A 22,928-nucleotide genomic window follows, 5' to 3' on the forward strand; every position below is an offset into this window, starting at 1 on the left:
CCCTTTCCCGGTACGTCCCAGCAACCCGTCAACCGGACGCGGCCCCCTCAGCGGAAGCCGGGATTGGTCAACTGGCCTACATCCTCTTCCAGCACCTCGAAGGCCGCTACCTTGTCCTTCGGGGGGCGGATGAGGCGCTCGCCCAGCGGCTGGACGTCGAAGCGTGCCCCCACGGTGGCCAGGACCTTGCCGGTGATGAGCACCTGGCCCGGACTGGCGGTACCGGCAAGCCACCCCGCAATCCCGACGCCGTCCCCCACCACGGTGTAGTCCGGGCGCACCTCGGTGCCGATCATCCCCACCAGAGCCCGGGTGCTGTGCAGGGCGATTCGCAGCTCACAGCGCTCGTCCAGGGGCCGGCGCGCCATGGACCGCTCCCACTCGGAGCGCAGCGCCAGGGCGGCCCGGACGGCTCGGATCGAGTCCTCGCCCTTCACGTAGGGGACGCCGAAGAGGGCGCGCAGGGATTCGCCCCGGAAGCCCTCCACGGTGGCCTCGAAGCTGAAGACGATGCCGCTCATCCGCGCGTGGAAGTCGTTGAGCATCTGCGTGGCGCGCGCGGCGCCGATGCGCATGCACAACACAGAGAAGCCCACGAGCTCCGCGTGCAGGATGGTGAGGTTGCGCTCCTCCAGGCCGGGCAGCTTGCCGCCCTGCTTCTGGGCCTCGGCGGCGCGGCGCTCGGCCACGTCCGGCGGGTGGAAGCGCTCCAGGTCGCGCCGCAGCCTGTCCGCCGCGGGACTGCCCTCGCGCGGGGAGAACTTCTGCACGCCGGTGGCCACCAGATGCGCCACCGCGGTGCAGGTATCCAGCATCGACTCCACGCTGGCGTCACCCTTGGCCGACAGGTTGACGTAGAGCACCCCCGCGTAGGGCGGCTCGGTGCCGATGGGGATGCACAGCACCCGGTCCACGCCGTAGAGGATGACGCTCTCCCGGCCCGCGAAGCGGCGGTCATCGCGCACATCGCCCACGGCGAGCGCGCGGCCCTGGCGCAGGGCCTCCTCCACAATGGCATCCGAGACGGGCACCTCGCCCTTGGCCAGCTGGCCGCGGTGGCGCACGGCGGCGGGCACCAGGGCGCCCGTGGCGTGCTTGAGCAGCACCACCGCCGTGGTCGCGTCCGTGACCTCCAGCAGCCGGTCCATGGTGGTGTCCAGGAACGACGACAGCGTGGTGGCCGACGAGAGCGCCTCCGCGGTGCGGAACAACAGCACCAGCGTCTCCTGCCCCACGCGCGGGCTCGCGGCGGGCAGCGGCGCGGACGCGGAGAAGCTGTCGTCGAAGGAGACCGGGCCCACGTTGTCCAGGAGCCGCAGCACGTCCGCGTCGCGCACGTTCTTCGCCAGCAGGACGGATGGGCCCACGTCCTGGCCGTGGCCGAAGCGCACGACGCCGCCCGCGCCCAGGTCCACCATCTCCGTGGCCGCGTTCTCCACGGTGTTGGGCTGGCGCACGGAGAGGACGTTCTCGCCCAGCGCCACCGAGTCTCCGGCGACGAGCTGCCGAGAGCCCTGCAAGGGCGCGCCGTTGATGCGGCTGCCGTTGCGACTGCCCAAATCTTCGATTCGCAGCACGTCGCCGTCGACGAACAGCCGCGCATGCCGGCGTGAGACGAGGTCGCCGCCCAGGACGATATCGTTCTCGTCCGCACGGCCGAGGCTCGTCACGCCCTCAGGCAGATCGTACGACGTGTCGAAGTAGCCGGGCCCGTTGATGATGATCTGCCACATCGAATGCCCGACATTACACGACTCTCCCGCCTGTTGAGAGAAGGAGACACTGACTCAGTGCGAGTATCCCGTAACCCGGCGCCACGACGTGCTTCTTCGCACCGCGTCATTTCACCTGCGGTACGGATGCCCGAACGATTGATCAGCGGGGCCGATAGATGAACAGGGACGCACCCTGTCTCACCACGGGGAAGGCCGCGAGCGGTCGAGTCGCCGGGCCATTCAGCACCTGCCCCTCCCAGGTGAAGCGGGAGCCATGACAGGGGCATTCCATGACGCCGTCGGCCGGCACCCAGTCCACGGCGCAATCACCGTGCGTGCAGATGCGCCAGAGCGCCGTGTAGCAGCCAGGTGATGTGTGGACCACCACCACGTCCAGCAGCGCCTGGGGAATGCGGACCTCCGCGGCGCCGCCGGGGACCTCCAGCGCGGGATGATTCACCAGGGAGACCTCCACCCAGCCCTCGCCGGGCGGGCCCGACGGCACCCGCGGCGCACAAGACGGGCCCGGCCCTCCCGCATCGGGAGGGTCGAGCACCACGGCTTCCCGCCACCCGTCACCACACCCCGCCCCGAACGCCGCCAGGGCACAGGTGCCCTTGAGCAGCGTACCGAGCGCGGCGCGGCGGTCCACCTCCCCCGTCATGGACAGGAGACATGGCCGTGGCGGGAGCCGCTTCACGGTGTGCCGCTCCGAAGCGACACACCGTTCACCACCGCGACGGCATCCAGGTCGAAGCCCCCGGAGGTGCCGCCGTAGCGGTTGTTGCCTGCGTCGACGATGCGCACGTACTGCGCTCGCTCAAGGCCCACCGTCGCCAGGTCGAACCCGTCTCCACCCGCAACTGCGGGGTCCGTGGCGCTAACGCCATTGGCCGGATTGGCCTGGACGGTGGCGACGCCCGCGCATCCCGGGTAGCCGCCCGCTTCGTCGGTGGTGGCACACGGGAAGTCGTACCAGGTGACGCCGTCGTCGCTGACGGAGACGATGCCCCGCTCGGAGTACGTGGCCGATCCGCCCGCGAAGCGGAAGGTGTTCTCGAACACGAGCAGGTCCACGCCCGGCCCATCCATCACGGCGATGTCGGTGAAACGCAGCTCGATTCTGCCGCCCCGGCCCAGCGAGAGCACGTCCAGCGAGCCGTTGTCCGGCCCCAGCCCCGACGGAGGCCCGAGCACGACGTCCGGGAAGCGGTCCTGCCCGAAGCCCGCGAAGTCGCCGGGCTGGAAGAGGACGACTTCGTCCGCGTACGGGTCTTCGAGCGGAAGTCCGGCATCGGGCTCCAGCGGTGTGGAGCCATCCGGCTGTCCCGCGTCGTCCCGCACCGGGTCTGTTCCCGCGTCTTCGCCGACGCCAGAGGCATCGTCACCGCACGCGGCGGTGCCCAGGAGCACGGCGAGCGCCGTGCCCCAGGCGAAGCGATGGAGGCCGCGATGGCTCACTGGACGACCCGGATGCGAACCAGCCGCTCGCCGTTCACGTCCTCGATGCCCACCAGCAGGTCCGAGCCCAGGTGGGTCAGCTGCGTCACGGAGGTGCACTGGTCCACGAACGACAGCACCGGCGTGCGCTCGCCAATGACGACCTCACCCGGGGTCGCGTCCGCGGAGAGGGCGTAGCGGGACACGTCGGTGGTGACGAACTGCCAGGTGTCATCGTAGGCACCCCGCTTGACGACGACGCCGTCACCGAAAGCGGAGGCCGCGTCGAAGTCGCTGCCCACGTCAATCTGGGGCTGCGCATCCAAGGCGAACGGCGTGTTGGAGGAGAGCGCCGCGCTCACGACGGAGGGCGCCACCGCGTAGGCCACGTTGGAGTAGTCCGGCGGAACGGCGAACCCGAACACGGAGACGCCGTTGTTCGCCACGGCACTGAAGCCATTTGCGCCAGCGGTCTGCGGGAAGTCGGCCACCTTCACGGAGGCCATGGGGTCCGCGGAGGTCACCAGCGCATAGATTCCGAAGCCGTTGATGGCGGACAGCCCCGCGCTGTTGATGAGGAAGGCGGACGTCGTGCCCGACGTGAACGCGGCGGCGCTCATGTTGCCCGGCGAGTTGACGTAGCTCGAGTTGCCAGGGGTGACGATGTCATAGAGCGAGACCGTGCCCGCGCCACCCGACTTCGTGTAGCCGGCCAGCAGCCGCTCGGCGCCATGCACGAGAAAGCGGTTGGGGTAGATGCCCGACGTGGCCCCGCGGTCCTCGGGCGCCAGGACGTTGAACAGCGGCGACGCGGAAGGCGTCAGGTCCGGCCAGATGCCCAGCGAATAGACGTCCGCGCTCGTACCCCCTTGCACGGCATAGACCGCGTACGTGGGGCCCGGCGTGACGGCCACCGCCAGCACGTCGTCCGGCATGGGCGCGGAGCCCGCGGTCTCGAAGCCCGTCTGGAGCTGAAGCGTGCCGAGCACCGGGTCGTACGGCGCCGTCTCACACGTGTACTCCGTGCCCGCGTCCGTCTCCGTCCCCGCGTCGGGCTCCGTACCCGCGTCGGGCTCTGTGCCCGCGTCGGGCTCCGTGCCCGCGTCGGGCTCCGTGCCCGCGTCGGGCTCCGGATTGGTGCCCGCGTCTTCCTCGGGGACCTGCTGGATGGGCCGCGTCTCACACTTCTCCGAGGCGCACGTCCACTCCTGGCCCGCGGGAGCGGGGCCGTTCTCGCTGCGGCAGTCGTAGACATCCACGCATTCGGCGCCACAGCCCGTGGTGGCAACCGCCAGCACCAGACTGGCCGTAGCGAACATCAGGGACTTCGTGCGGGCTCCTGCGCGTTTCACATCGGCGTACTTCATCGGTGTCCTCGCTCCCTCTTCCGCCCCCACGGGCGAATGGGCTTCCAGGAGGACACGGCCGAAGGCAAAGCCCCGGCGGACCTTTCGCGCCGGACAGCACCGCCCCCGCCGCCTCCCCTCGGAGGCCTCGGTGATGTCCGTGCCAAGGGCACGGGTCTTCGGCAGGTTTTCGGACTCGCAGGCGCGGGTGCACGGAGCACCCACCTACTTGCCGTCGCTTCCCAGCCCGCTTCGGGCCAGTGCTTCACGTGACGGCGTTCGTTCCTGCTCACCGCTGCGGGGCAGTCCCGGATTCACACCGGGTTCCCTTGAGTCACCGTGGTTCCACGGCGACACCGAGGACGCGGGCGGGGATATGGCGGGTGCAAGCCATTGTCAATGACTGGTCCCCAGACGCACCCGCCGCCGGAGCAGCGCGAGGAACAGCGGGCCTCCCAGCAGCGCGGTGACGACGCCCACGGGAGGCTCGGCCCCGAACAAGGGGAAGGCCAGCCGCGCCAGCAAATCCGACAGGACGAGGAAGGCCGCGCCTCCCAGCGCCGACAGTGGCACCAGCAGCCGCTGGTCCGGCCCGAAGGCCAGCCGCAGCAGGTGCGGCACGATGAGGCCCACGAAGCCAATCAACCCCGTGAGCGCCACCGCGCCCGCGACGCTCGCGCTGGCGGCCAGCAGCAACCAGCGGCGCGTCGCCGCCACCGGAACCCCCAGGGACGCCGCGTCATCGTCACCCAGCGACAACAGGTTCAACCGTGCGGAGTGCACCCACATGACGCCAATCGCGCCAGCCTGAAGCAGCGCGGAGAGCACCAGCGTGCCGCCGCGCTCGTACCCCAGCGCTCCGGCGAGCCAGTAGAGGATTTCCCCCAGCCGGTCGGGGGCGGACAGTGTCTTCACCAGGGTGATGGCCGCGGAGGCGAACGCGTTGAACACCACGCCGGTGAGCAGCGCGGCGTAGGGCGCGCGCGACGCGGAGCCCCGGCTGGCAGAGAGGACGAAGAGGATGGCGGCCCCCGCGCCCAGGAAGGAGAAGAGCGCGGGCGCGGACAGACGCGCCATGGCGCCGCCCAGGCCCGGTGCCACTTCCCCCACGGTGCCGAGCCCCACCGCGAGCGCCAGCGTCGCCCCCATCGCCGCCCCGCCGGACACGCCGAGCACGAACGGGTCCGCCAGCGGATTGCGCAAGAGCCCCTGGAGCGTAGCGCCCGAGGCCGCCAGCCCCGCGCCCACGATGGCCCCCAGCAGCGCGCGCGGCAGCCGCAGCGACCAGAAGATGACGGCGTCCGTGGACGTGGGCTCCGTCAGCGCGGCGGTGAGGGAGATGGACTGCTCACCGAAGCGCACCGCCACGGCCAGGCATCCCACCGCCAACACGAGGAAGCCCCCGAACAACATCACCGCGCGCGAGGCGCGAAAGCCTCCCGCTCCGCCATGTGCACGCTGGGATGTCGCCGGCTCGCTCACGGCGCGGCCTTACCTGTTCCTTTCGGATGCAGCAAACGGAAGAGTTCCTCCAGTCCCCGCCCCAGCGAAGGTCCCGGCTGCAGCAGCGACATGGAAGGCAGGTCCACCCAGCGCGCGCTGGACAGACCGGGCAGTGCCCGCAACTTGTCTTTGCCTACGTCCACGTCCGCGGCATCCACAACCACCGTGGCCCGGGCACGCACCACGCGCTCCACCGAGTACACCGGGTACGCGGAGCTCGCGTCCGACGCCACGTTGATGCCGCCCGCGTCCCGGAGCAGCTCGTCCGCGAAGGAGCCAGGCCCCGCCACCACGAGCGGCTCGAAGCCATAGACGAACAGCACCCGCGGCGCGGGCAGCTTCTTCGCCGCCTCCCGGATGCGCATGCGCGTGGCCTCGATGCCTACCACCACCGCCTCCGCCTCCTTCTCCCGTCCGAGCGCATTCCCCACCGCGCGCATGGCCGCGAGCACGTCCGCCACGGAGTGCAGCGGCAGCAGCAGCACGGGCACGCCCAGCTCCGCCATCTTCTCCACCGGACGCTGGTTGCCCGGCCCGGGCTGCACCAGGAGCAGGTCTGGCTTGAGCGCAATCACCGCCTCCACGGAAGGGTCCGTGAAGCCGCCCACGCGCGGCAGCTTCGCCACCTCCTTCGCCTCGTCGAAGCGGGACACCCCCACCAGCGTGCTCCCCGCGCCCAGGGACAGCACCATCTCCGACAGCGAGGGCGCCAGCGTCACCACGCGCCGCACCTTGGAAGGCGCTGGCGGTCCCAGCGTCCTCAGGCTCGACGTCTCCGCCGCGCTCACCGTACCGGTGAGCAGGCACAGCACCGTGGCGAGCAGGACGGACATGCCCGAGCGGAGACGCGAAGTGGAAGTCATGTTCATCGGCATGGCGTGCGCTTCCTCAGTGCAGGGCGGTGACGTCAATGGCATTGGATACGGGCCGGCGCGGGTCCGTGGGGCACGCCTCCAGCGCGGGCCCCAGCGCCTGGGGCGAAGAGAAGCCGCGGCGCTCCACCAACCGCCCGTCCTCCACCGCCACCACGAAGACGCGGCCCGCGTTCGTGTCCGCCAGGTACACCGCGCCCCCCGCCACCGCGAAGCGGCTGGCCACGGAGAGGTTGCAGCCCGGCGTTCCGGGCTCACACCCCGCCTTGAGCGCGTACGCCGCCACGGGCGCGTCGTTCTTCACCAGCACCAGCCCGGAGGCGCGCACGGCGCTGGCGCTGTGCCCGTTGGCCTCGTCGTACTCGGCCTCGCCCAGGCAGGCCACCACGAGCTGGTCACCCACGGCCTCCACGTAGCCCGCGTTGAGGCAATCCGCCGCGCCCAGGTCAATGGCGCTCACGCTGCCGCTCGCGGGGTCGATCTTCGCGAGCATGCCCGGGCCATTGGGCTTGTAGCCGTTGTAGGGATTCAGGTTGGTGAGGCTCACATACACACCCGTCTCCGTCGCCGCGACGGAGTAAGGCAGCGGCAACACCGTGCCGCCGTCGAAGGGCTTCAGGTCCAGCCCGGTGAGCGAAATCGTGTCCACCTTGCGCGGCTGCTCGGGGTTGGAGATGTCCACGCGCGCGACGGCATTGCCGAACTGGAACATGGAGCCGCCCGTACCGAACAAGGGGACGTACAGCGTGGTGCCCCACTTCGCCAGCGCCTGCGGGCTGGTGTTGGCCCCCAGGTTCACCTGCGTCACGGTGCGCAGGCCCAGCCCCGCGCCCTGGGAAGGGCCCTCTCGCTTGAGCACCTGCAAGGTGTTGTTCACCGAATCCACGACGTAGACATAAGGCGGGTCCACCAGGATGTCGTTGGGCGAGCCCGCCACCCCGCCCAGCGAGTCCTCCTCCACCACCGTCCCCAGCGCGCCACCCGACGCCTGGAGCAGCTTCGAAGCCGTCGCGTCCGCGGCCAGCACATAGCCGTCCCAGGACGCGAGCGTCTGCACGCCCGAACCGAACTGACGCCGCGGCCCGAGCTGGTCCGTCCCCGCCTGGATGCCCACGAGCTGCCCGTGGGTGTAGCAGGCCGCCACCACGTCGTAGCCGCAGCGTCCCTCGTGGCACGTCTGCACGTCCGGACACACGTTGCCGCAGGCGCCGCAGTTGAGCACGTCCGTGCGAACGTCCACGCACGAGTCCCCGCACCGCAAGCTGCCTTCGGAGCAGCCTTCGCGGCACACGCCGGATTCACACACGAGCCCGGCGGCGCACGCGTTGCCACAGGCGCCGCAGTTCGCGACATCGCTCGCCGTGGCCACGCACGCGCCACCGCAGGACTCCGTCCCCGGACGACAGCCACAGACGCCGGCCTGACACGTCTGCCCATCGCCGCACGCGTTGCCACAGGCGCCGCAGTTCGCGACGTCGCCGCTCAGGTCCACGCAGGCGTCACCGCAGACGGACAGGCCCGAGGTGCACACCGCGCCCTCCTCGGGGCACCCGGTGAGCAGCAGCGCCGCCACGGCCGTCAGCAGCAAGGTCGGAAGGAACGGCTCAGGGGACAGGGGACGCGGGTGAGTCATGGGGCTCCCGAGTGGATGAGGATGACGGTGACGCGCCTGGCTCGAGCGCCACCGCGAGCGTCACGTAGACGGCGCGTCCCGGCAGCGGGAAGCCCGTGAAGTCGAAGGTCCGGACGTCGAGGAGGTTCTTCAGTTCGACGGACAGGGTGAGGTCCGGACCATGAAGGAAGGTGCTGGACGCGCCCGCGCTCACCAACGTGCGTGATGGCAAATCGAGCGAGCCGGTGCGGTTGATGAGCTGAGCGGACTGGTAGAGCACTTCCGCGCGGGCGTTGAGCCAGTCTGGCCCCGCGCGCACCCGCCCCACCCACTTGTGTCTGGGACGGTACGGCAGGTCCTTGCCGAAAAAGCGCGGATCCCCATAGCGGTTCTCCGTGCGTAGGTACGTGTAGCCCGTGCTGGCCAGGAGCCAGGAGAAGGGCCGCGCCTCGCCCTCCAGCTCCAGGCCCCACACGCGCGCGGTGTCGAAGTTGTACGGGCGCGCCATCAGCGGCGGGTACAGCTCATAGGCGATGAGATTCTCATACAGCGCCGCGAAGCCGCCCAGCGTGAGGCCCCAGCGTGGCGCCGCGTCCTCGGAGTCTTCCGGACCGGAGCGCCACATCACCGCCGCGTCCGCGTACAAGGCGCGCTCGGGCTTCAGCCCAGGGTTGGGCAACAGCGTCCCCTGTCGGATGTACAGCTCCAGGAAGGACGGCGCGCGGTGGGACTGCCCGGCGTTGGCGCGCAGCCCGAAGCCGCGCCCCAGTTCGACGGATGCCCCCAGCTTCGGCGACAGCAGCCAGTACGGCCCCACCCGCTCCAGCCGCATCGAAGGCACCACGTCCAGCGTGCCTCCGAAGAGCCGCACCTCATCCATGGCCATGACGCTGGCGCGCCACCACGAGGAGGCCTGTGCGCCCTCCTCCTGAGTCACCGTCTCACCCGAGGTCGCCACCGTGACGGTCAGCGACTGGTACTCTCCCAGCGGCCTGCGGCCCTCCAGCTCCACGCCGCCCACCGAGTGCCGCTGCGCACCGCCCGCGCCGGGAATGCGCCCCGTCACCTCCAGGCCATCACGCCGGAAGAAGCCTCGCGCACTCCCCTGCCCCAGCCCATCGAGCACGCCCGACCAGCGAAGGCCCAGCGCCAGCCGCCCCAGCTCCTGGTCTCCGGTGGACTGGGGATTCTGCACGGTGCCCGGAATGGCGCGGTCCTCCAGGGACAGCTCCGCGAGCGCATCCAGCCGCGAGCCCCCCACGAGCCGTCGCCGGTAGCGCAGGAGCGCGCCACCGCCCTGCGCGTTGTTGCGGGCACGCCGTTCGGAGACCTGGGGATTGCCGTCCACGGCGGGCAGTTCGTCCACGTCGTAGGCGAAGTCACCGTCCGAGCGGCCCGCATGCACCAGCAGCAGCGCCTGTCCGCCCAGCATCGGCCCCGTGGCGGCGACATGGCCCAGCGCCGTGTTCCAGCTCCCGTAGGTCACCTCACCACTCGTGCGCAGGTTCGGCCCCGGTGCGCGGGTGATGATGTTGATGGCGCCGCCCAGGCCACCGGAGCCATAGCGCGCGCCCGCGCCACCTCGCAGCACCTCGAAGCGCTCGACCAGCGCGGAGGGAATGAGCGACAGGTCCGACAGGCCGCCCGCGCCGTTGAGTGGAATGCCATCCAGGAACACGAGCACGCCGTTGGACGACGCGCCTCGCACCACCAGGCTCTTGCTCTGTCCGTAGCCACCGGAGTCCTGCACCGCGAGCCCCACCGAGCCCACGAGCAACTCCGCCGTGTCGCGCGCCTCGCCCGCTCGCTCTCGCGCATCAATGACGGTGATGGCGCCCGTCGGGTCCCTCCGCTCCGGAGACTCAGGCGGAGGGGGTGTCCTACCGCGAACCACCGTGGTGCGCGCGGGGGCGGGCTCGGCCTCGGAGGGCTGCGCCCTGACGGGACATGGAAGGCTGAGCACCAGGCACACGACAGGCCCAGCGAGGAAGGTCCACCGCATGCTCCGCCTTCCGCTCCCTCCGACGAAGAGAGAAGGCCAACCGCCCGGGCCCGCGAAAGGCTCGGCCGCACCCCTGGGCAGGTCTCCTGGCTGACGGGCTCTGGCGACTGGCGCACGCTGCGTCATGCCAGAAGAGGACTTCCGCCTTCCCCCGGAGCGGCGCTCAGCCGCGGATGGAGTGGCGACAAACCGAAGCCCCCGGCCCTGACCTCAGGGCTGCCCGTTCACAGTGGCGGGACCGCGCCGGACTCTCACCGGCTTCCCTCTTGAAAGCCCGACATGGGCACCCAAGGGCGCGCCCTTTGTAGGAGGTCACCTCCGGCGGGTCAAGCTCACCGGGGGCGTCAGCGAGGACACGCGCACGGACTGCTCGAAGGCATACGTCTGGAGGAACAGGAGCTCCACGTTCCCCAGCGTGAGCCGGGAGCGGCACAGCAGTGGCGCGGGCCGGCCCGGCAGGATGAGCACCCCATCCTGGTACGTCCCCCGCTCGCTCTCCAGGTCCGTCACGCACCACAGCCCGGTGTGCGGCTCACGACGAAGGCGCGCATGCAGGCGGGACACCGTGGGCTCGGCGAGGACGATGTCGCACTCGGCGCCGCTGCCCACCGTCACCTCGGCGTCCGCCGTGCGGAACCGTGGGCGCACCTCCAGCACCACGGGCGCCATGGCGCAGGGCGTCGATGCCCTCTCCAATGACCGGGGCGTCCCACCGCGCGGCTGCGTGGAAGCGGGCTCCCACAGCAACACGGGCCAGCTCCCATCATGGGCCCGCGCATCGCGAGGAGCTGGCTGGAACACGCGCACCTTCCTGTTCACCGGCTGGACGCGCGCAACATGGACACGAGACTCCGGCGGCGCCAGTTCCTGGAGCCTCAGTACGTGCGATTCACCGGCGAGTCCCACCGCGTGGGATGTCCACCCACGCCTGCCACCAGGCGACTACGGAACGTCCTGCGTCCCTGAGTCCTCGCAAGCCACGCCCGAGCCGGCATCCGGCTCGACCTCCGCGCAATCCGGAAGCGCCAGCTCCAGGCCCTCCTCACCAAGGAGCAAGGCCTCATCGTCATCGGTGGAGAAGGTGCCCGTCCCACCGTCCGCGACACGCAGCCGCGCGATGGGGTCCTCCACGGCGCAGCCTCCGCTCCAGGCCAGCAGTGCCAGGACGAGCAGGTGCCGGAACGTCCCGCGAGGCGCGTGCGATGCGAAGTCAGTGCGGTTCATCGGGCGGCCACCTTTCACGGGAAGACCATCATCGCGACGCTCAGTCGCGGCCGGACGGCCCAGCCCTCATAGAGCGGTTCGAACCCCTGCGCGCTCTGGAAGCCGATGAGGGGACGGCCGAAGACGACGTCCATCGCCAGCGAGCCCTCCACGGCGAAGTACTTCGAGAAACGCCAGCGCAGGGAGGTATCCGGCCCCGTGAGGAGCGCGGGGACAAAGCGGGGGCCAGCGGTGTCCAGTCCGCCCACGCGGGCAAAAGCGGTCCGGCCGAAGAGGAGGAAGCCCGCCCCCGCGCCCACGCTCCAACGCCACTCACCCGAGCGGAGCACGGGCGTATCCAGCCAGAAGCCGAAGACGTACTGCTCCAGCTTCACCTCGGTGCGGGTCTCCACCATGCTCGACGGGAGGCCCGCCAGGAACTGGAAGCGGAAGCGCAGCCGGGGAAACTCCCAGCCGGCCCCGAGCAACCATCCCTGGTAACCCGTTGAGGCATAGCCGTCGAGTGAGGCGAGGCCGCCCGCCAGGAGCTGCCACTGCACGGATGAGGACTCCGGGGCCACCGGCGCAGCTTCCGCCCGGGGAACATCCGCCGCGTCCGCCGCCAGCGAAGCGGAACTCGCTAGTAGCCCTCCCAAAACGCCGAGTCGCAGCAAGACGTTGCCCGATGCCATGCGGGCAACGCTACCGTCCTGGCAACGGGGGACGGAAGCCCCCCGCCCGGCCACTCAACGGTTCGTTGCGCGCGGAAAGTGCCGAGCGGCCAGCTCCCCGCGCCAACCGGCCCGTGTCACGGCAGCCGGTGGAACAGCGGCAGGTTCGCGGGGGCGGGATACACCGCGACGCCATGCGTGGCCCCGAGGTCGGGACTGGAGATGACGACGTCGGGCGTGGGCGCGCCAGAGATGCTGAGCTGGCTCGGGCTCAGCCGGGAAATCCTCCCGGAGTTGTAGGCCATCCAGAGCCCACCGCCTTCGTCGAAGGCGAGTTCCTTGGGACCGCCCGCGTCAATCTGGATACCCGGGACGACGCTCACCGCGCCGGAGCCGTCCTGGTCTTCGGGCGTGAGCCGCACGACGACGCCGCTCGCGCCATAGGAAACCCACAGGTTTCGCTCCCCATCGAAGGCGAGCCCCGCGGGGCCCGCGAAGCTCCTGCCCGGAGCGGCTTCCATCACGTCGATGCTCGTGACGGGCGTCACCGCGCCGGACGCCTGGAGGCTCGATGCGGCCACCTTGAGGACGCGAGAGGCCCCGGCCGTCACGTCTCCCACCCAGAGGTTGCCCATGGCGTCGAACGCGAGCGTGGAGGGGTCTCCCAGCCCGCTCAGCACGACCTGCGGCGCCGGAGCGGTGCCGGAGACAAGCTGGGCCGCGCCAAACCGGATGACGGTGTTGCTGAACCCGATGGAGGTCCACAGGTCGCCAGCGGCATCGAATGCAATAGCGATGGGACCCGGGCTCCCGGCGCTCAACACGCCGCCGCTCATGATGATGTCGGGGCTCTTGACGCCAGAGGCGCCCAGGTCGCCGGCGGGGTAGCGCCGCAGCTCCCCCGACCCTAGCGCGACCCAGAGGTTGCCACGCTTGTCGAACGCGAGCCCCGAAGCGCGGGGAATGCCCGGGCTCGAACCGAGCCGGACGGAGGCCGACGGCCCGCCCGTGACCTCCAGGTCCGCGGCGGCGAAGGCCTCCACCTCGGCCGCCCCGTTGCTGGTGGACAGCCACAGCCGCTGGCTGCTGGGGATGAGCGCGTATTGGATGGCCGCCTCAGCCGCTTCCCCATCCAAGACGCATACCTGACGGGCCGGCGCGTCATAGGCGGCGCGAACCCGGCCGCCGCTCCCCGCCACCGGCTCGGGGGAGAGCGTCCACATGCCCGCCGCGAGCCCCGCCAGCCGGCCGCCCGCGCGCACCTCCCGGGACTCACTGCCCCGGCGGATGATGACGTGAGGGTTGGCGGAGGCCGGCAGTCCCTCGATGGCCAACTCCAACGTCCCCGTGCCCGTCTCGGGACACCCGCCCGGGTCCGGGTCCGAGGCATCGCCACACCCCACTGAAGTCACGACGGCCAGGACGAAGAGAATGGTTCCGCGTCTCACAGGGTCCCCCTTTCGAGCGCACGCTGCGCTCACTCGATGAGCACGGAGATACAACCGAGCGCACGTGGGGGGTGTCAACCGAGGCAGGCCCGAAAGGTGCCCGCTTCGGCCGAACGAAGCCAGCTCCACCTGCACGCCAGTCCGCGCGTGAATATCGATTCCAGTGCGATGCGGATGCAGATTGGAAAGAGCTGCTCGCCCGATTGCGAAGTCGCCGCCCGGGAGGCGAGCGCGGAGGCGCTGCGAGGCGCGGACGCGCCCACCTTCGCCTTGGTCCTCTGCACGGACCAATATGACGCGGATGACCTGGCGTCGGCGCTCCGGCGGGAGCTCCGGGACATTCCCTGGGCCGGATGCTGCGCGGCGGGTGTCTTCGCGGGAACCGAGCTGCTGCTCCAAGGACTGGTGGTCGCGCTGTTCCGCGGGATGGACTTGCAGGTCGGGACGGGAATGGGTGGGCCCGTGAGCAAGGACCCCCGAGCGGCCGGACGCGACGCGGTGGCGCGGGCCATCGAGAAGCTGCCTCCCATGCCGCCGGGACGCCGCCGTGCGCTGCTCGTCTTCCCGGACGCGCTGAGCGGGAATCCAACGGAAGTCGTGCGCGGGGCGCAGCAGGAGGCGGGAGCGGGCGTCGTCTGGGCGGGGGGCGGAGCGGGAGGCAACCTCCGGAGCGCCTCGACGCCCCAGTTCATGGGTGGGCAGGCACACCGGGACCGGGCGGTGGTGATTGCATTTGATGCCCAGGCGCCGATAGGCGTCGGGATTCAGCACGGCTGGTCTCCATACGGCCCACCGACCCAGGTCACGAAGGCCCACGGCGCGACCGCCGTCGAGCTCGATTACGAGAGCGCGTTCGAGGTCTACCAGCGCACGGCCGCGAGCCGCGGAGACGCGCTGGACGCGCAGGGCTTCGCCCGCTTCGCGATGACCCACCCGCTGGGGATTCCCCAGGCCAATGGAGAGTTCGTGATTCGCGAACTAATCTCCATCGGACCCGACGGCTCGGTCCGATGCGTCGCCGAGATACCTGATGGCTCGTTGGTCCGAGTGATGGAGGGAGCTCGCGCGGACCTGTTGGACGCGGCCGCGGGTGCGGCCACCCTGGCTCGGAAAGGAACCCCTGGCGCGCTGGGCGGCGCGGTCGTGTTCGATTGTTTCTCGCGCTACCCCATCCTGGGCGAGGAAATCCGGGACGAGCTCTCACGCGTCCAGGAGGCGCTCGGGGAGGCCACGCCGCTCGTGGGCTGTCTGACCCTTGGCGAGGTGGGGGCCCTGGGAGGTGGAGTTCCGCAGTTCCACAACAAGACGGTGGTGGTGCTCGCCCTTCCAGGGTGAGGGGACGAGGTCGGACATGGCGGACCCCTGCGAGGACGAGGACCGGAAGCTCACCGAGGAGCGACTCGCGCTGCTGAGCGTGCTCCAGGAGCTCACCGTCGCGGCGCTCGACCTCTTCGACCCGAGCAAGCCCGCGGACGCCTTCATGGACCGTGTCGCGGAGCGGCTGGGGTGCATGGTCGCGCTCTGGGTCCAGGTGAACGCGCGGGGGCAGGTCATCCTTCAGGGCGCAAGTGGACTCTCCGCTGCGTCCCGCCAGCTTCCGATTCCCGCCCGCTCCGAGCCCGGAGGGAAGCCAGGGCCCGCCGAGGTGAACCTGCCCTTTCCGGAGCTGGAATCGCCGGGGCTCGTGCGCTGGTCCATTCCAATCATCGGGGCGGACGCGGCGCACGGCGCCAGCGCGCTGCTGCTGTACTTCGACCGCGAGCCGCACCTGCCGCGACAGTACCGGGGCATGGTGGAGCGCCTCGGCGGCGTGCTCCGCACCGCGCTCATGCACCGGCAGCTCTTCACCCGCATCCTGGATAGCGAGCGCGCGCTCCACCAGCAGAAGACGCTGCTGGAGTCCCTGAGCGAAGCCTCCGACGAGGGCATCCTCATCTCCACCCAGGAAGGAAGGACGCTCACGCACAACCGCCGCCTCGTGCAGATGTGGGGGCTGGAGGAGGAGCTCCTGTCCGCATCCTACGAGGCGTGGGGCCGTGCGGCGGCGGAGCTCGTGGAGGAACCTGCCCGGTTCACGGCGCGCGCATCCTTCTTCATCGAGCACCGCGACGCGTCGGGGCACGACGAGCTTCGGCTCAAGGATGGGCGGATATTCGAGCGGTACGACGCCCCGGTGGTGAGTGCTGACGGCGTCTACTATGGGCGGGCCGTCTACTTCCGGGACGTCACCGCTCGACGGCGCACGGAGCGGGACCTCCAGCACGAGCGGGACTTCAGCTCGGCGGTCCTGGATACAGCCCGCGCGTTGTTCATCGTCCTGGATGCGGAGGGCCGGATCGTCCGCTTCAACCGTGCATGCCAGGAGATGACTGGCTACTCCTTCGAGGAGCTTCGCGGCGCGCGGTTCTGGAAGCAGCTCCAGGCCCCGGAAGAAGTGGCGCGGGTCGAGCGGGACTTCGCCCAGCTCTCCGCAGGCCAGGGGCACGAGCAGTACGAGAGCTGCTGGCTCACGCGAGCGGGAGAGCGCCGCCTCATCGCATGGTCCAGCAACATCCTCCGCAGCCCGACGGGAGCGGTCGAGTACATCATCGGTACGGGCATCGACATCACCGAGCAACGCCGGGCCGAGCGGGAGCGAGACCAGACCTTTCTGCGTGAGCAGCAAGCGCGGACCCGCGCCGAGGAGCAGGAAGGAAGGTCCGCGTTCCTGGCGGAAGCCTCGGGACTGCTCGCGGGCTCGCTCGCCCCCGAGGACGCGCTGCGAAACGTGGCGGCGCTGACCGTCCAGCGCTTCGCGGACTGGTGCGCGGTCGACCTGCTGGACAACGACCATTCCCCCCAGCGAATCGCGGTGGCCCAATCCCAGACACTGCGGGCCATGTGGCCCGCGAAGGACGCCGACGCGCCACCGGACCTCAATGCCACGCATGGCCCTGGGCGGGTGCTCCGCCGCGGCGAGCCGGAGTTCTGTCTGGAGGGTTGCGGCTCCGCTGCCCTCGAGTGCGGCTTCCTCGAGTTCCAGTCCTGGCTGTCGGTGCCGCTGCTCGCGCGTGGCCGGACGCTCGGCGCGCTCACCCTCGCCCGGATGGACGATGAGAGCCGCTATGGCCTTGCCGAGCTCACCGTCGCGCAGGAGCTGGCCCGCCGCGCGGCCATGGCCGTAGACAACGCCCGACTCTATCGGGAAGCCCAGCAGGCCATTGGCCTTCGTGATGAGTTCCTCTCCGTTGCCTCTCACGAGCTGAAGACCCCGGTCACCTCCCTCCAGTTGTCCGTGCAGGGCTTGCTGCGCCGCGCCCGGTCTGGAGCGCTCCGCACCGCGTCGGCGGAGACCGTGACCCAATCGGTCGAAGGCATTGAACGCCAGGCGATGCGGATGGCGAAGCTCGTCAACACGCTGCTCGATGTCTCGCGCATCCATGCCGGGCGGCTCGAACTCGAGCTGGAGGAAGTGGACCTCGCCGCGCTGGTCCGAGACATCGCGGCACGCTTCGCACCCGAGCTGGCCCTCTCCGGCGCCACGCTCCGGGTTCATGCCGACACGCCGATGCCAGGAATCTGGGACCGGTCGCGGCTCGATCAGATTGTCACCAACCTGCTCTCGAATGCGATCAAGTATGGCGAGGGCAAGCCCATCGAAATCCAGGTCGGCGGAGACGCCAGGACCGCCCTCCTGGAAGTGAGGGACCAGGGAATCGGCATCCCGGAGGAACAACAGGCGTTGATCTTCCGGGCCTTCGAGCGGGCGGTGTCATCGCGCCACTACGGAGGGCTGGGCTTGGGCCTCCACATCGTCAGTCAGCTCGTCGAAAGGCTGGGAGGGGCGGTCCGGGTCCAGAGCGAGGCGGGACGCGGCGCCACCTTCACGGTCGCGCTTCCACGCAGCGGCCCCGCCGCGCCGCGGCCGGCTCCGGCGGACATGCACCTGGACGCGAACCCTGCCTGAGTGCGCGCTCGCGCCCTCCCGTGCCTGGCGCCGCGCTCTCGTCCGCTGAGAAGCCACTGGCGCGTCGCTGTCCGTCCTCGCCGCTGGACGGTTCTCACATCCGCGCACGGTGTGCGGAGAGCGCCCCGAGGAGAACACCGCTGGCACGCCGGCTGCTCAAGCGCTCCCCGACCTCAGGCGGTCAAGCCGACGAGGCAGCCGCGCCGTGGTGGCGCGATGCGGAGTGTGGAGGTGGATGATGCTGACGGCGGGTAAGCGACTGGCGGTCTTCTCCATTCGCGAGGGCAAGGGCGGGAGCATCTGGGTGCGGGCGGGGAGCGCCTTCGTGAACAAGGACGGCTCGCTCAACGTGTTGCTGGACGTGCTGCCGCTGGACGGGAAGCTGCACGTCCGCGAGGCGGCGGAGAAGCGCGACACGGCGGGAATGAGCGGCGGCCGCTACGCGGGCGAGCTGGGGCTGGACGCGGCGCCGGTGGGTGGCCACTCGTGAGGGCGCTGTGCGCGGTGATGGTGGGCCTGCTCTTGTGCGGGCCCGGGGTGGCGGAGGCGGCGAAGCTGCGCACGCAGCACACGGGGACGGTCAACCTCAACGAGGCCAGCGCGGCGGAGTTGGATTTGCTGCCGGGCGTCGGTGAGAAGGCGGCGCAGCGCATCATCGCGCACCGCCAGAAGCGGCCTTTCAAACGCGTGGAGGAACTGGTGCGCGTGAAGGGCTTCGGCAAGAAGAAGTTTCTCAAGCTCAAGGCGCACCTGGCGCTGAGCGGGCCCACGACGCTGCGAGTCGAACAGGTGCCCGCCCCTCCTGAGAGAAAGGAGGTGAGCGCGACGAACGACTGAGACTGAAAGCTCCGACAAATGGGGGGCCGCCGCCCGGGATTTCTCTCGTGGCCTGGTGCGGCGGCCCTGTCGTGGACGGGCCCATGAGGGGCAAACAGGGAAGCGCCCCTTGGGAGCGGTAGCCATCCTGGAGTGGATTGGTACCATCCGCCGCCATGAACCGACGCCTGACGAACCTGCTCACCGCGCTGCCTGTCACCGCCGCGCTGGTTGCTCCGCCCGTGCTCGCCTGCACCAGCATGCTGGTCTCCAAGGGAGCCACGGCGGATGGAGCCACCTTCATCACCTACGCCGCGGACGCGCACGAGCTGTACGGCGAGCTGTACTACACGCCCGCGCGCCGCCACGCGCCGGACGCCACGCGCGACATCATCGAGTGGGACACCGGCAAGTTCCTGGGCCGCATCCCCCAGCCCGCCGCGACGTATTCGGTGGTGGGCAACATGAACGAGCACCAGCTCTCCATCGGCGAGTCCACGTTCGGCGGACGCGAGGAGCTGGCGGGTCCCGCGGGCATCATCGACTACGGCTCGCTCATGTACATCGCGCTGGAGCGCGCGAAGACGGCGCGCGAGGCCATCCAGGTGATGACGACCCTGGTCGCCGAGCACGGCTATGCCTCCAGCGGTGAGTCGTTCTCCATCGCCGACCCGAAGGAGGCCTGGCTGCTGGAGATGATTGGCAAGGGCAAGGGCGAGAAAGGCGCGGTGTGGGTGGCCCGCAAGCTGCCCGACGGGTACCTCTCCGCGCACGCCAACCAGGCGCGCATCGGCACGTTCCCGCAGAACGAGAAGCAGACGACGTTCTACTCGCCGGATGTTATCTCCTTCGCCCGGGCGAAGGGCTGGTTCAAGGGCGCGGACAAGGACTTCAACTTCGCGGAGACGTACAACCCCATCGACTTCGGCGGGCAGCGGTTCTCCGAGGCGCGCGTGTGGAGCATCTTCCGGCGCGCGGCGCCGTCGATGAAGCTGGGCGCGGAGTACGCGGACGGCGCGGCGCCCCAGAAGCGGCTGCCGCTGTGGGTGAAGCCGGACAAGAAGCTGTCCGTGCAGGACACCATGGCGCTGATGCGGGACCACTTCACGGGCACGCCGCTGGACATGACGAAGGACGTGGGCGCGGGCCCCTACGCGGCGCCGTACCGCTGGCGGCCGATGACGTGGGAGGTGGACGGCAAGCAGTACGTCCATGAGCGCGCCATCTCCACGCAGCAGACGGGCTTCTCCTTCGTCGCGCAGATGCGGGACTGGCTGCCGGCGCCCATTGGCGGCGTGCTCTGGTTCGGCGTGGACGACACCTTCACCACCGTCTACACGCCCATGTACGCCGGCATCCGGCAGGTGCCGCGCAACTTCGCGCAGGGCGTGGCCAGCCGCGGAGAGTTCTCCTGGGACTCCTCCTTCTGGGTGTTCAACTGGGTGTCGAACCAGGCCTACGGGCGCTGGAGCGACATGGTGAATGACGTGCAGAAGGAGCAGGGCGCGCTGGAAGGCCAGTTCCTCGCGGACCAGGCCGACGTCGAGAAGCGCGCCCAGGAGCAGTTCAAGCGCAGCCCCGAGGAGGCGCGCCAGTACCTCACCGACTACTCGCTCCAGCAGGGTGAGAAGGTCCACACCCGCTGGCGCAAGCTCGGTGAGACGCTGCTCGTGAAGTACATCGACGGCAACGTGCGCGATGAGATGGGCAAGGTGAACCATCCCAAGTACCAGGAGGCCTGGTACCGGCGCATCGTCCAGGAGAATGGCAAGGCGCTGCAGATGCCCGCCAAGCCCGCGGAGCCCGCCGCCGCTCCGGCTCCCGCGCCCGCCCCTGCTCAGAAGCCGGCGCCCAAGCCCACCGTGGCCCCCGCGCCGTAACACCCCGTCCTGGAGCGGGGAGCCTTCTCCCCGCTCCACGGACGGCGCTGCGTCCCCTGCGCGTCAGCCCCAGGCATCCGTCATCAGGCTGATGATTCCTGCTCCACCCCCTCTGGACACAACATCGGCCACACCGGCGCCGAGAATGAGGAATAAGCGCACATCAACCTCCTGGCACTCACCAGGATGAGGGGGACAGAGCCATGGGTCGCATCACGAACAACACGACGAAGACGTCCAGCATCACGCCCACGCGGACGACTGGCACGCCGCCGCCTCCGCCTCCGCCGAAGACGTCCTCGGCGCCGTCGACGTCGACTGGCATTCCGACGCCGCCGGATGCCTTCGTGTCCGGCACGCCCACCAACACCGTCCGCACCCCGAGCCTCACGCCGCCGCTCCCGCCTCCCACGCTGGGCGGCGCGAAGGCGCCCGTCACCACCCCGCCGACGACCGTCCCCGTCGCGATCGGCCCCGCCGTCCTCCGGGATGACACGGTCATCGCGCCCTTCGTGTCCCAGGGCGTGCCCCGGGGCGCCATCAAGAACATCAGCGACGGCGGCTTCTCCGCGCTCCAGGGCCTGCAGCGGAACCAGGGCGACGCCAGCTCCGCCGACTTCGCCACCCTCAAGGCGGAAGTCGGCCCCAAGGCCGACCTCATCCGCGCGGTGTTCGCCCAGGGCGGGCCGCACGTGAAGGCGGGTGACGCGGAGCGCGTCAAACTGGCCAACGTATTCAATGAAGGCTTCACCGTGGACAACGCCACGGTGGAGAACTACCGCAAGCAGATGAGCGTGCTCACGGAGGGGAAGTTCGGGCCCTACGTGGAGATGGCGAACACCCACCTGACGCAGAACCAGAAGGACTACCCGAAGACGGCCACCAGCGTGGCGAACATCAACGGGCTCTCCGACGAGGGCAAGGTCTCCCTCTACAAATACACACAGGAGAAGTTCAAGCCGTACAACGGCCAGGTCCTCTTCCCCCTGGCAAAGAATGGCGCCGGCCCCACGTCTCAGGCGCTGCGCAACAACCTGGATGGCATTGCAGTCACCCGCGCGGCCCTCAACGAGCTGCCGAAGTTCCAGGGCACCGTGTTCCGCGGCGACAGCAAGAAGTACTACGACGCCTACACGAAGGACGCCGTCATCACCCGGGATGCATTCACCAGCACGGCGAAGAACCCGGACGCGAAGTTCGATGGCGACGCCATCCTCGAAATCCGGACCAAGACGGGCCGCGACATCCAGGGCGCCTCACTCAAGCCGGGTGAGGAGGAGGTGCTCATCCCGCCCGGTGCCACCTTCAAGGTCCTGGACCGGGACGACACGGGCTCCATCCTCCGGCTCACGCTCGAGGAGCTCTGAGCGCCCGCCCGCCCGGTATCCGGCCCTCATGGCGGGGGGATGGCTCACGGCGGCCCTCCCCACCGGGTCCGCTGGGGCTCATGTCGCCGCCCGGGGCCTGCCTGAGCCTTCGAAAAGCCTCCGGCTTGACGTCCGGCTTGCGAGCGGTCAACAGCCAACGGTTTTTCAGCAGCAGGTCGGACGGCGACGCGATAGACCTGCTGCGACTCAAACCATTGGCTTGAGACACGGAGGCAGCAGGTGACAGCAGAAGAATCCCCGAAGGGACCGGCAGAAGATCCGCTGGGACCCCACGAAGGCGAGCGGACCTACAAAGGGCCGCCCCTTGGTGAAGTGCTCGAATTCATGCGACTGCTCTGGGCCGTGGACCACGGGCTCCAGTCCACGTCGAAGCGCATGGAGTCCACGCTGGGACTCACGGGTCCACAGCGCCTGGTCATCCGCCTGGTGGGGCGCTTCCCCGACATCACCGCGGGCATGCTCGCGCAGATCCTCCACGTCCATCCCAGCACCCTGACGGGCGTGCTCAAGCGCCTGGAGAAGCGGGGCCTGCTGGAGCGCAAGTCCGACCCGCTCGACGGGCGCAAGGCGCTGTTCTCCCTGACGGACGAGGGGCGCTCGCTCGACATCCCCTCCGAGGGCACGGTGGAGTCGTCGGTGCAGCGCGTGCTGTCGCGCCTTTCGCGGTCTAATATCGTCGCGACGCAGGAAGTACTCACCGCGCTGGCCCAGGAGCTGGGCGGCGTCCCCATGCATGAAGTCGAGTACGACGAGGCGGGCGCCCGCAAGCAAGTCGTCCGATGAGCCGGCGGCCCGCCCGCTCCCTTGCCGCTGCTGGGGAAGCGTGTGGTGGGCTTCGTAGGAAGGGCGAGCCCGGTGGACCGCGTCACCTCCCGGACCCTCGCCCTTGTGTCTCCTTCCAGCGCCAGACACCTGGAGCCCTTCGAATGGGCTCCTGGGTCGTTATGCTTCGCAAGAAGGGGCCGGCTGCTAGAAAATCGGGAAATAGGCAGCCCCACCAGGGGTTGCCTCGTCACTGAGCGGACAGGACAGCGTGAACCTCGACACACCGCAGACACCAGGCCCCGAGCTCCCGCCTCCGTCCCC

The 22,928-nt window shown here is 70.0% G+C and carries 19 protein-coding genes and 2 riboswitches; of the genes, 7 read left to right on the plus strand and 12 right to left on the minus strand.

Annotated features, from left to right (window positions below):
• Positions 1–47: 47 nt before the first annotated feature.
• The 12 genes from F8M74_RS31555 to F8M74_RS31610 form a co-directional block, all read right to left on the minus strand.
• Positions 48–1,733: an FHA domain-containing protein gene (locus F8M74_RS31555; protein WP_141257469.1), complete on the minus strand. Its 1,686-nt coding sequence runs from the start codon at positions 1,731–1,733 to the stop codon at positions 48–50.
• Positions 1,734–1,875: 142 nt separating this feature from the next.
• The gene (locus F8M74_RS31560) at positions 1,876–2,379 is read right to left on the minus strand and encodes a ubiquinol-cytochrome c reductase iron-sulfur subunit (protein ID WP_141257468.1); all 504 of its coding nucleotides are present in this window, start codon (positions 2,377–2,379) and stop codon (positions 1,876–1,878) included.
• A 32-nt stretch (positions 2,380–2,411) separates the two neighbouring features.
• Complete coding sequence (locus F8M74_RS31565; RefSeq protein WP_141257467.1) at positions 2,412–3,176, minus strand: cell surface protein; 765 nt, start codon at positions 3,174–3,176, stop codon at positions 2,412–2,414.
• Entirely contained in the window at positions 3,173–4,522 is a 1,350-nt protein-coding gene (locus F8M74_RS31570; RefSeq protein WP_153881054.1) for a hypothetical protein, read from the minus strand. Before F8M74_RS31570 ends, F8M74_RS31565 begins: the two co-directional genes overlap by 4 nt.
• A 142-nt stretch (positions 4,523–4,664) precedes the next feature.
• Positions 4,665–4,877: riboswitch (cobalamin riboswitch) on the minus strand.
• A 20-nt stretch (positions 4,878–4,897) separates the two neighbouring features.
• A complete protein-coding gene (locus tag F8M74_RS31575) occupies positions 4,898–5,983 on the minus strand; it encodes an iron ABC transporter permease (protein WP_141257464.1) in 1,086 nt (361 codons plus the stop codon).
• Positions 5,980–6,873 (minus strand): ABC transporter substrate-binding protein, encoded by an 894-nt coding sequence (locus tag F8M74_RS31580; protein ID WP_228560589.1) that lies wholly within the window; start codon positions 6,871–6,873, stop codon positions 5,980–5,982. The genes F8M74_RS31575 and F8M74_RS31580 overlap by 4 nt, the downstream gene beginning before the upstream one ends.
• Positions 6,874–6,892: 19 nt before the next feature.
• Positions 6,893–8,509, minus strand: a complete 1,617-nt coding sequence (locus F8M74_RS31585; RefSeq protein ID WP_141257462.1) for an MXAN_6577-like cysteine-rich protein — start codon at positions 8,507–8,509, stop codon at positions 6,893–6,895.
• Positions 8,481–10,490 carry a TonB-dependent siderophore receptor gene (locus F8M74_RS31590; RefSeq protein WP_141257461.1) on the minus strand — a complete coding sequence of 670 codons (2,010 nt, stop codon included), beginning with the start codon at positions 10,488–10,490 and terminating at the stop codon, positions 8,481–8,483. Before F8M74_RS31590 ends, F8M74_RS31585 begins: the two co-directional genes overlap by 29 nt.
• Positions 10,491–10,548: 58 nt before the next feature.
• A riboswitch (cobalamin riboswitch) is annotated at positions 10,549–10,796 on the minus strand.
• A 6-nt stretch (positions 10,797–10,802) separates the two neighbouring features.
• The gene (locus tag F8M74_RS31595; RefSeq protein ID WP_228560587.1) at positions 10,803–11,291 is read right to left on the minus strand and encodes an FHA domain-containing protein; all 489 of its coding nucleotides are present in this window, start codon (positions 11,289–11,291) and stop codon (positions 10,803–10,805) included.
• Positions 11,292–11,432: 141 nt separating this feature from the next.
• A complete protein-coding gene (locus F8M74_RS31600) occupies positions 11,433–11,714 on the minus strand; it encodes a hypothetical protein (RefSeq protein ID WP_141257459.1) in 282 nt (93 codons plus the stop codon).
• Positions 11,715–11,728: 14 nt separating this feature from the next.
• Positions 11,729–12,253: a hypothetical protein gene (locus F8M74_RS31605; protein ID WP_228560585.1), complete on the minus strand. Its 525-nt coding sequence runs from the start codon at positions 12,251–12,253 to the stop codon at positions 11,729–11,731.
• Between the two features lie 248 nt (positions 12,254–12,501).
• A complete protein-coding gene (locus tag F8M74_RS31610; RefSeq protein ID WP_141257457.1) occupies positions 12,502–13,812 on the minus strand; it encodes a hypothetical protein in 1,311 nt (436 codons plus the stop codon).
• A 96-nt stretch (positions 13,813–13,908) separates the two neighbouring features.
• On the opposite strand from F8M74_RS31610, the gene F8M74_RS31615 reads away from it, so the two are divergent.
• The 7 genes from F8M74_RS31615 (at position 13,909) to F8M74_RS31645 (ending at position 22,625) form a co-directional block, all read left to right on the plus strand.
• Positions 13,909–15,147, plus strand: a complete 1,239-nt coding sequence (locus F8M74_RS31615) for an FIST signal transduction protein (RefSeq protein WP_228565846.1) — start codon at positions 13,909–13,911, stop codon at positions 15,145–15,147.
• A 16-nt stretch (positions 15,148–15,163) separates the two neighbouring features.
• Entirely contained in the window at positions 15,164–17,758 is a 2,595-nt protein-coding gene (locus F8M74_RS31620; RefSeq protein WP_141258909.1) for an ATP-binding protein, read from the plus strand.
• A 238-nt stretch (positions 17,759–17,996) separates the two neighbouring features.
• Positions 17,997–18,248, plus strand: coding sequence for a hypothetical protein (locus F8M74_RS31625; protein ID WP_171410524.1), 252 nt, complete (start codon positions 17,997–17,999; stop codon positions 18,246–18,248).
• Positions 18,245–18,595 (plus strand): helix-hairpin-helix domain-containing protein, encoded by a 351-nt coding sequence (locus F8M74_RS31630; protein ID WP_141258910.1) that lies wholly within the window; start codon positions 18,245–18,247, stop codon positions 18,593–18,595. Before F8M74_RS31625 ends, F8M74_RS31630 begins: the two co-directional genes overlap by 4 nt.
• Positions 18,596–18,750: 155 nt before the next feature.
• Positions 18,751–20,454 carry a dipeptidase gene (locus F8M74_RS31635; RefSeq protein WP_141258911.1) on the plus strand — a complete coding sequence of 568 codons (1,704 nt, stop codon included), beginning with the start codon at positions 18,751–18,753 and terminating at the stop codon, positions 20,452–20,454.
• Positions 20,455–20,657: 203 nt separating this feature from the next.
• Entirely contained in the window at positions 20,658–21,821 is a 1,164-nt protein-coding gene (locus F8M74_RS38220; protein WP_228560583.1) for an ADP-ribosyltransferase domain-containing protein, read from the plus strand.
• Between the two features lie 240 nt (positions 21,822–22,061).
• Complete coding sequence (locus F8M74_RS31645; RefSeq protein WP_141258912.1) at positions 22,062–22,625, plus strand: MarR family winged helix-turn-helix transcriptional regulator; 564 nt, start codon at positions 22,062–22,064, stop codon at positions 22,623–22,625.
• The last annotated feature ends 303 nt before the right edge of the window (positions 22,626–22,928 follow it).

The organism is Myxococcus sp. CA023, from assembly GCF_010998615.1.
Lineage (GTDB): Bacteria > Myxococcota > Myxococcia > Myxococcales > Myxococcaceae > Myxococcus.

What these genes read in the sequence shown, in the direction of transcription:
- F8M74_RS31570 (WP_153881054.1), bottom strand. Translation starts at nt 4,522, where the DNA reads ATGAAGTACGCCGATGTGAAACGCGCAGGAGCCCGCACGAAGTCCCTG.
- F8M74_RS31600 (WP_141257459.1), bottom strand. Translation starts at nt 11,714, where the DNA reads ATGAACCGCACTGACTTCGCATCGCACGCGCCTCGCGGGACGTTCCGG.
- F8M74_RS31555 (WP_141257469.1), bottom strand. Translation starts at nt 1,733, where the DNA reads ATGTGGCAGATCATCATCAACGGGCCCGGCTACTTCGACACGTCGTAC.
- F8M74_RS31635 (WP_141258911.1), top strand. Translation starts at nt 18,751, where the DNA reads ATGAACCGACGCCTGACGAACCTGCTCACCGCGCTGCCTGTCACCGCC.
- F8M74_RS31580 (WP_228560589.1), bottom strand. Translation starts at nt 6,873, where the DNA reads ATGAACATGACTTCCACTTCGCGTCTCCGCTCGGGCATGTCCGTCCTG.
- F8M74_RS38220 (WP_228560583.1), top strand. Translation starts at nt 20,658, where the DNA reads ATGGGTCGCATCACGAACAACACGACGAAGACGTCCAGCATCACGCCC.
- F8M74_RS31585 (WP_141257462.1), bottom strand. Translation starts at nt 8,509, where the DNA reads ATGACTCACCCGCGTCCCCTGTCCCCTGAGCCGTTCCTTCCGACCTTG.
- F8M74_RS31590 (WP_141257461.1), bottom strand. Translation starts at nt 10,490, where the DNA reads ATGCGGTGGACCTTCCTCGCTGGGCCTGTCGTGTGCCTGGTGCTCAGC.
- F8M74_RS31620 (WP_141258909.1), top strand. Translation starts at nt 15,164, where the DNA reads ATGGCGGACCCCTGCGAGGACGAGGACCGGAAGCTCACCGAGGAGCGA.
- F8M74_RS31625 (WP_171410524.1), top strand. Translation starts at nt 17,997, where the DNA reads ATGCTGACGGCGGGTAAGCGACTGGCGGTCTTCTCCATTCGCGAGGGC.
- F8M74_RS31560 (WP_141257468.1), bottom strand. Translation starts at nt 2,379, where the DNA reads ATGACGGGGGAGGTGGACCGCCGCGCCGCGCTCGGTACGCTGCTCAAG.